This is a genomic window from Streptomyces sp. NPDC003635, assembly GCF_053587635.1.
Window position 1 is genome coordinate 1 of record NZ_JBSFOK010000119.1, and the last position, 2477, is coordinate 2477.

The 2477-nt window shown below is 70.2% G+C and carries 2 protein-coding genes and 1 pseudogene; all 3 read right to left on the reverse strand.

Translation table 11 applies throughout. From position 1 onward, the window contains the following. A pseudogene (locus ACWDRW_RS40240) lies at positions 1–131 on the reverse strand (ABC transporter ATP-binding protein); the annotation flags it as partial. Positions 132–163: 32 nt separating this feature from the next. Further along, positions 164–1267, reverse strand: coding sequence for an aliphatic sulfonate ABC transporter substrate-binding protein (locus ACWDRW_RS40245; protein ID WP_451733542.1), 1104 nt, complete (start codon positions 1265–1267; stop codon positions 164–166). Positions 1268–1454: 187 nt separating this feature from the next. Next, on the reverse strand, positions 1455–2477 hold a 1023-nt coding region (locus ACWDRW_RS40250; protein WP_451733545.1), incomplete at its 5' end, for a sulfate adenylyltransferase subunit 1.

Sequence of the window (2477 nt, forward strand, 5' to 3'; positions counted from 1 at the left end):
TCGAGGGTGATGTCGTCGAGGACGAGCTGCCGGCCCGCGGGGCCGGCGAAGGACTTCGACACGTGGTCGATACGCGCGGCGTGCTCCACGGACGTATCCGTGTCGGCGGCCTTGGCGAGGGCGGTTGCCATGGTCGTCACCTCCTGGGAACTCATCGGGTCCGTTACTTGATGCCGAGACCGGCGTCGTCGACCGCGTCCAGGCCCTCGGCCTCGAGGACCTTGTTCAGCGGGGCGAGGTCGTAGATGCCCCGGAGATCGGGCCGCTCCAGCAGACCCGCCTCGACCGCGTGCTTCGCCTGCGCGTCGAGCGTGGCGGCCAGCGGATCGTCGGTGAACCGGATGGACGGCCAGGCCTGGTCGATCACATCGGCGGGCAGGGCCTTGCCGGTGTCCGTGGCCAACTGCGCGTTCGCCGCGGCCTTCGCTTTCCCGGGGTTGGCCTCGATCCACCGGTTGGCCTCGACGGAGGCCCTGAGCACCGCCTCCACGGCCTGCGGGTGCTCCTTGAGGAAGTCCTGCCGCACGATCACGTTCGTGATCACGAACTGCTTGTCCGGCCACAGGTCGGCCTCGTCCAGCAGCACCTTCCCGCCCTCCGCGACCAGCTTCGACGCGGTCGGCTCCGGCACCCAGGCGCCGTCGATCGAGCCGGACTGGTAGAGGTCGGGCGTGACCTTGTTGTCGGAGCGGACGACGGACACGTCGCCCTCGCCGCTCTGGGCGTCGACCTTCCAACCCTGCTCGGCGATCCAGTTGAGGAAGGCCACGTCCTGCGTGTTGCCCAGCTGGGGAGTGGCGATCTTCTTGCCCTTGACGTCGTCGAAGGACTTGATCTTGTCGGGGTTGACGACCAGCTTCACCCCGCCCGAGGCCGACCCGGAGATGATCCGCAGGTTCTTGCCGGCCGCCTTCACGTAGCCGTTGACGGCGGGCGAGGGCCCGATCCACCCGATGTCGAGGGACCCCGAGTTGAGCGCCTCGATCTCCGACGGACCGGCGTTGAAGGCGGCGTACTTCGCCGTCGTACCGCCGAGTTCCTTCTGGAAGATCCCCTCGTGCCGCCCCACCAGCGCGGTGGCGTGGGTGAGGTTGCCGAAGTAGCCGATGCGCACCGAGTCCAGGCCGTCGACCTTCGCGGCCCCCGGTATCGCGTGCTCGGTGTTCTCCACGGCCTGGGAGCCGTAACCGCAGGCGGCCGCGAGCCCGATCAGGGGCAGCACGGCCAGTACCGCGAGGGTACGGCGCAGGGCGGGGATGGCAGGCACGGGAGGTGTTCCTCTCGGTGGCCCGGCGTCACGCCCTGCTCAGGCGCGGCCGGGGGAACGGCAGATGGACGAGGGAGGGGTCAGCCGGCACATCGGCCCACTCCGCCCTCGCCGCTGCCGAGGGCGCCGCTGCCGACCCGGCCGCCCTCCTTGGCGAACGACTCGTAGAACCCGGTGGAGTTCATGGTCAGAAGTCCCAGCCGTCGTCCTCGGCCTCGTCCTTGACGGGCTCCGGGGAGGCGAAGGACTCGCCGACCATGCCGGCGGTGAGGGTCGTACCGTCGTTCGGGTCGATCAGGATGAACGAACCCGTGCGCCGCGAGTCGGCGTAGGAGTCGACCGGCAGGGGCTCGGCGGTGCGGATCTTCACCCGGCCGATGTCGTTCGCGACCAGCTGTCCGGGGTGCGGGTGCAGGGACAGGTCGTCGAGCGTGAGCCGGGACGGGATGTCCTTGACGATCGCCTTGACCGTGCGGGTGCCGTGCTTGAGCAGCACCCGGTGGCCGACGGTGAGCGGCTGGTCGGCGACATGGCAGACCGTGGCCTCGACGTCCTGGGTGGTGGCCGGCGCGTCCTTGGTCGGCACGATCAGGTCGCCGCGGGAGATGTCGACGTCGGTCTCCAGCAGGACGGTCACCGACTGCGTGGTCCACGCGACGTCGACCGACTCGCCCAGCAGGTCGATCCCGGAGATCCGGGACGTCCGGCCGGACGGCAGCACGGTGATCTCCTCGCCGACCCGGAACGAGCCCGCCGCGATCTGGCCCGCGTAACCGCGGTAGTCGGGGTGCTCGGCGGTCTGCGGACGGATCACGTACTGCACGGGCAGCCGCGCGTGGCAGTGGCTCAGGTCGTGCGTGACGGGCACGGTCTCCAGGTGCTCCAGCACCGTCGGGCCGCCGTACCAGTCCATGTTCGCGGACGGCTCCACCACGTTGTCCCCGGCGAGCGCCGAGATCGGGATCGCGGTGACCTCCGGGACGCCCAGCTCGGTCGCGTACGCCGTGAACTCCTCGGCGATCGCGGCGAACACGGACTCCTGGTAGCCGACGAGGTCCATCTTGTTGACGGCGAGGACCACGTGCGGCACCCGCAGCAGCGCGGCCAGCGCGGCGTGCCGGCGGGTCTGCTCGACCACGCCGTTGCGGGCGTCGATCAGGATCACCGTGAGTTCGGCGGTGGAGGCGCCGGTGACCATGTTGCGGGTGTA